The sequence below is a fragment of the Actinomycetota bacterium genome (genome assembly GCA_013152275.1).
Taxonomy (GTDB): domain Bacteria; phylum Actinomycetota; class Acidimicrobiia; order Spongiisociales; family UBA4744; genus BMS3Bbin01.
The window spans coordinates 1-4,927 of the sequence record JAADGS010000048.1 but is presented as its reverse complement, the minus strand read 5'-3'; the positions used below and the strand labels follow the sequence as shown (position 1 = coordinate 4,927).

General features: G+C 66.0%; 6 protein-coding genes and 1 pseudogene. All 7 read left to right on the top strand.

The genetic code is table 11. The features are described 5' to 3' along the window. Positions 1 to 163: 163 nt before the first annotated feature. Positions 164 to 340: a hypothetical protein gene (locus GXP34_08790; GenBank protein ID NOY56070.1), complete on the top strand. Its 177-nt coding sequence runs from the start codon at positions 164 to 166 to the stop codon at positions 338 to 340. Positions 341 to 394: 54 nt separating this feature from the next. Further along, positions 395 to 676 (top strand): annotated as a pseudogene (locus tag GXP34_08785) (hypothetical protein). Positions 677 to 887: 211 nt separating this feature from the next. After that, complete coding sequence (locus GXP34_08780) at positions 888 to 1,274, top strand: DUF1573 domain-containing protein (protein NOY56069.1); 387 nt, start codon at positions 888 to 890, stop codon at positions 1,272 to 1,274. Between the two features lie 24 nt (positions 1,275 to 1,298). Beyond that, entirely contained in the window at positions 1,299 to 2,003 is a 705-nt protein-coding gene (locus GXP34_08775; GenBank protein ID NOY56068.1) for a (Fe-S)-binding protein, read from the top strand. Further along, positions 2,000 to 3,175: an FAD-binding oxidoreductase gene (locus GXP34_08770; protein NOY56067.1), complete on the top strand. Its 1,176-nt coding sequence runs from the start codon at positions 2,000 to 2,002 to the stop codon at positions 3,173 to 3,175. Before GXP34_08775 ends, GXP34_08770 begins: the two co-directional genes overlap by 4 nt. After that, complete coding sequence (locus tag GXP34_08765; GenBank protein NOY56066.1) at positions 3,169 to 3,522, top strand: (Fe-S)-binding protein; 354 nt, start codon at positions 3,169 to 3,171, stop codon at positions 3,520 to 3,522. The genes GXP34_08770 and GXP34_08765 overlap by 7 nt, the downstream gene beginning before the upstream one ends. A gap of 13 nt (positions 3,523 to 3,535) precedes the next feature. Next, entirely contained in the window at positions 3,536 to 4,756 is a 1,221-nt protein-coding gene (locus GXP34_08760) for a hypothetical protein (protein NOY56065.1), read from the top strand. The last annotated feature ends 171 nt before the right edge of the window (positions 4,757 to 4,927 follow it).

The window sequence follows — 4,927 nt, the reverse complement described above, 5'->3', positions numbered from 1 at the left end:
GCTTCCCCTAGCAGGTGAAGTGGCCTCGGGGCTTTGGCCGAGGCCGATGGGGTAGATAACCTTCCGAGCAGGGGAAGCACCCGAGGCGAGGGGAAAGAAAAGACGTGGCTCGGTTTTGGCGACATAAGGCCTCTTGCTACATTACGGCAACCAAAACGGAGGGATGACCGTGAAGCATTTCGCCGTGTTCGTAACCTTGGCGCTGCTGGTGGCAGCCTGCGGCGGGGCCGCGACCACCACCACTACGACCACCGCTCCCACCACGGCCACGGCCGCCGGAACGGCTCGCAGCCTGGATCTGACCGGCGTGGCCATGGAAATCCACGTACCCCCCGGCTGAGGATGCTGCACAGAGTGGGTCGGGTACCTACAAGATCTCGGAGCAGACCTCGACGTGCAGGTCGACGAGCAAATCGAATCATTCAAACTCTCGAGCGGCATCCCGGAGGAGGCGCATTCGTGCCACACCGCCGTGGTGGACGGCTATGTCATCGAGGGGCACGTGCCTGCCGGCGCGATCCTGCGACTCCTCGAAACGAAGCCCGACGCGATCGGACTGGCGCTACCGGGCATGCCGTCGGATTCTCCCGGCATGGGTGGCGACACCTCGACCTGGGAGTCCCTGCCGGTGATGCTGATCAAGACCGACGGAGCCCTGGAGCCGTTCGACTACTGAGAGGGACGGCTCACACGGTCTGTGATGTCTCGATGCGGCCGCGCATCGCGCGATCCACGGCACTGCGGCGCGGACGCATCCGGTCGCAGACCGGCACCGGCCGCCGACCGAGAGCCGATTCGTTCCAGCTATCATTGCTGATCAGACCGGCTAATTCCTGGCGTGTGACAGACAAGTGACCACCAGAAATCCTTCACCGTGGGCATGGAGAATGGGGCTCATAGTCCTCATCGTGCTGGTTGTCGTTTTGTTCTCCGGTTGCGCCACCAGCTCCCCGCGTATCGTCATCGAGCCTGCCTCACAAGACCTGGGTGAGGTTCCCCAAGAACCTCTCGAAGCGAGCTACACGATTCGAAACGACGGAGACGATGTCCTGCAGATCGAGAAGGTCAGTACCTCCTGCGGTTGCACGAAGGCGTCGGTAGAGCGCGAGACCATCCCACCGGGCGAAACCACCGAGCTGCGCGTCACACTCGATCCGATCGAAGACAACCTGCACGGCGACGTGATGCGACTCATCTACGTCCGCAGCAATGACCCGGAGACACCCGAGGCGCAGGTGGAGTTTCGCGCAACCATCCGTAAGGCAGACAGCTAGGAGACGGCCATTCTCAAACGATGGTTGGAGAAACTCTCCGGGAGCAACACGCTCTACTACCCCGGCTGCGTGACCCGCTACGCCCTGCCGGATATCCAGGCGGGCTACGAAGCCCTGTTGCGTCGTGCCGGCATCGATTTCATCATGCTTCCCGGCGAGACCTTGTGCTGTGGAAGTCCGGTCAAACGGGCCGGCTACCTCGACGAGTTCGAAGAGCTCAAGGCGAAGAACCTCGAAGTGTTCGCCAGGTTCAGCGTCCGCAAGGTCATCACGAACTGCCCCGGCTGCTACCACACACTCGCGCACGACTACGGCCTGGATGCGATCCATGTCTCCCAGGCGCTGGCGGAGCTCCGCCCGGATGAGCAGAGCGAGGACGGGACCGGCACAGGGGATCTCACCTACCACGATCCCTGCCATCTGGGCCGCTGGTCCGGCATCTACGAGGAGCCCCGACGGCTCCTCGCTGCGGCCGGATGGAGCGTCACCGAGCTGCCCGACAACCGCGAACAGAGCCTCTGCTGTGGCGCCGGCGGCGGCCTGAAGTCCAACTTCCCCGAGCTGGCCGATGCGATCGCCTGCCAACGCCTCGACATGGTGAACAACGGGCGTCTGTGCACCGCCTGTCCCCTCTGTTACGCGCACTTCAAGCAGAACGCCGACGGCGTCGAGGTGCTGGAGTTCAGCGAGGCGCTGGCCCGCGGCACCGACCCGGAACCTGCGCCATGAACACGACGGAGCTGCGCAGGATCGTCGGGGCCCAAAACGTGTCGGACTCGGCCGACGACCTGGTGGTGTACCGGCGGGACGCCTCCCGGCTGGAGGGGGATTGCCTGGCCGTCGTCTGGCCGTCGCAGCCGCCCCAGGTGGCCGCCCTGGTCGAATGGGCGCAGGCGGCCGGCGTGGACTTGACACCGAGAGGTGCGGGCACCGGATTGTGTGGCGGGGCGACCCCTCAGCGGTCCGTCGTGGTGGATCTCTCGCGTCTGAACACCGTCGCCTCCATCGACCCCGCAGGTCGAACGGCACGGGTCGGGGCCGGAGTGGTCCTCGAATCCCTCAACCGCCTTCTGAACGTGCACGACCTCTTCCTGCCTGTCGTTCCCGGCAGCCGGCGGGCAGCCACGATCGGCGGCATGATCGCCACCAACGCCGCCGGGATGCGTGCCGTGCGGTACGGATCGATGCGCCGCTGGGTGCAGGAACTGTCCCTCGTCGACGGTCGAGGCCGTCTTGTTCGCATCGGTGGGGAGGAACTCGACGACGTCGTCGGGCGCGAAGGTGTCACCGGCCTGATCGTGGAGGCGACGGTGCGCCTGGCCCCGCTGCCACAGCGGAGGACCGTCTCGTTGTTCGCCGACGGCGACGAAGACGCGTTGGCGGCCCGGCGGAACGAATGGATCTGCGACCCTCGCCTCACGGCCCTCGAGTATCTCAACCGTCACGCCGCCGCCGCCATCGGCTGGGAGCCTCTCCCCCATCTGCTGGGCGAGTTCGACTCCGACGGCGGGGAGCTGACCGACCCGGAGCAGATCGACGCCGTGTGGCGGGCCCGCGACGGCCTGTACCCGGTGCTCGCCGGGCGCGGCTACCCGGTCATCGAAGATCCGAAACTGGACGCCGCCGGGCTGTCGGTGCTGTTGCCGTGGCTCGACACCGAAGCCATCCCCGCCTTCGGTCACCTGGGGGTCGGCATCATCCATCCCTGTTTCCCCCCCGACGACGAACGCATCGCCACCCTCTACGGCCGGGTGGCGGACCTGGGCGGCCAGGTCAGCGGCGAGCACGGCGTCGGGCTGAAGAAGAAGGCCTGGACCACCGCGAGGTATCGGGCCGAGGTGCGCCGGCTCAAGGACACCTATGACCCTCGGGGTGTGCTGAACCGGGGGAAGCTATGTTGAACGCCCAAACGGAGAACCCGCCTTGCATCGAATGTGGGCTGTGCCGCGAAGTCTGTCCGGTCTTCGGCATCCTGCGACAGGAACAGATCAGCCCGCGCGGATTGGCGATCCTGGCCTCGGCGAGGATCGCATCGGTGCTGTTCTATCAATGCACGCTGTGTCGCGCCTGCCGGGAACTCTGCCCGGTGACCCACGATCCGGACGGGGAATCCATTCGTGCCGGCCTGGTGGCGAACGGAGTCGAGACCGACGTGAACAGGACGATGATCGCCAACATTCGCCGGTACGGGAATCCGTTCGGGGAACTCGAAGAGGGCGAGATCCCCGAGACCCTGACCTGCTGTTGAAGAGAGCCACAGGATGAAGACGAAAACGACGACGACGGCCCTGCTGGGCGTGAGCCTCCTGGCGTTCGTCCTGGGGAGCTTGCTCCTGCCGGCCAGGGCGGACGCGGCGCAACGTGAGGCCGTCGTGTACTACAACGAGGCGTGCGACGAGTGCGTCACCTACGTCGAGGGGGAACTCACCGAGGTGATGGACGCCGCCGGGATCCCCCTGACGAAGCACGACTACATCAACGAGCGTGAGAACCGGGCGGACTTCAACGCGTTGAACGACCGCCTGGGCGTCCCGTTGGACCTGCAGAGCCACCTCGCCACCTTCGTGGACGACGGTCGCATCATCCTCCAGGGCGAACCGCCCCGCAGCGTGGTGGAGGCGCTGCTGGCCGCGGACGCAACGTTGCCGAAACGGATTCTCGTCGCCGGCGAAGAGCAGGACCGCAGCGAGTACCAGGCCTGGGCGTTCGCCGGTCCGGTCATGACGTATCCGGCGGACACACCCATCTCGGTGTATCTGGCGTGGTTCGACGCCAACAGGGACGGGTTCGCGACCGACGTCCACAAACCCACCAGGCTGCTGCTCCCGACGGTGCTCCTGACCGGGCTCGTCGACGGGATCAATCCGTGTGCGCTGGCGATCCTGCTGTTCTTCATCTCCTTCCTGTTCACCATCCGTAAGACGCGTATCTCGGTCATCCGCATGGGTGCGGTGTACATCGGCGCGGTCTACATCGTGTACTTCCTCATCGGGTTGGGTCTGCTGCGTGCCTCGACGCTGCTGAAGGGGCATTGGCTGGGCCAGGCGGGGGCAGTTCTCCTGATGGTGCTGGGCCTGATCAACGTGCTGGGCGCCCTCTTCCCCAGGTTTCCTCTCCGCCTGAAGGTGCCCGAGGGCAGCAAGGAATCGCTCCAGACGTGGATGCACCGGGCCACGTTGCCGACGACCCTGGTGCTGGGGACGCTGGTGGGACTGCACACGTTCCCCTGCTCGGGAGGCCCGTACGTGGCCGTCCTGGGCCTGCTGGCCGGCCAGACGAGTTTCTGGCAGGGGGTGGGCTACCTCGTGCTGTACAACGTGATGTTCGTCCTCCCGCTGATCGTCGTGCTGTTCCTCGCACTGGACCCGGTACTGGGCGGCAAGATCCAGGCATGGGAGCGGTCCTCGTCGAGGACCATACGGGCCGCGACCGGGGCCGTCATGGTCCTGCTGGGCCTCGGCCTGCTGCTCTGGGTCGTGTAGCTCCCGACACTCGTCCGTTCCTGTTGCAGGGGCCGGCTTCGGCTGCGCCGGCTCGGGAACACCCCCATCGCCTCGAAGACTCGGCACTTCCCCTCGAGGGGTCTGGCTCCGGCTACGCCGGCTCTGGGACACCCCCATCGCCTCGAAGACTCGGCCCTTCCCCCGGAGGGG

What these genes read in the sequence shown, in the direction of transcription:
- GXP34_08760 (NOY56065.1), top strand. Translation starts at nt 3,536, where the DNA reads ATGAAGACGAAAACGACGACGACGGCCCTGCTGGGCGTGAGCCTCCTG.
- GXP34_08765 (NOY56066.1), top strand. Translation starts at nt 3,169, where the DNA reads ATGTTGAACGCCCAAACGGAGAACCCGCCTTGCATCGAATGTGGGCTG.
- GXP34_08790 (NOY56070.1), top strand. Translation starts at nt 164, where the DNA reads ATGACCGTGAAGCATTTCGCCGTGTTCGTAACCTTGGCGCTGCTGGTG.
- GXP34_08770 (NOY56067.1), top strand. Translation starts at nt 2,000, where the DNA reads ATGAACACGACGGAGCTGCGCAGGATCGTCGGGGCCCAAAACGTGTCG.
- GXP34_08780 (NOY56069.1), top strand. Translation starts at nt 888, where the DNA reads ATGGGGCTCATAGTCCTCATCGTGCTGGTTGTCGTTTTGTTCTCCGGT.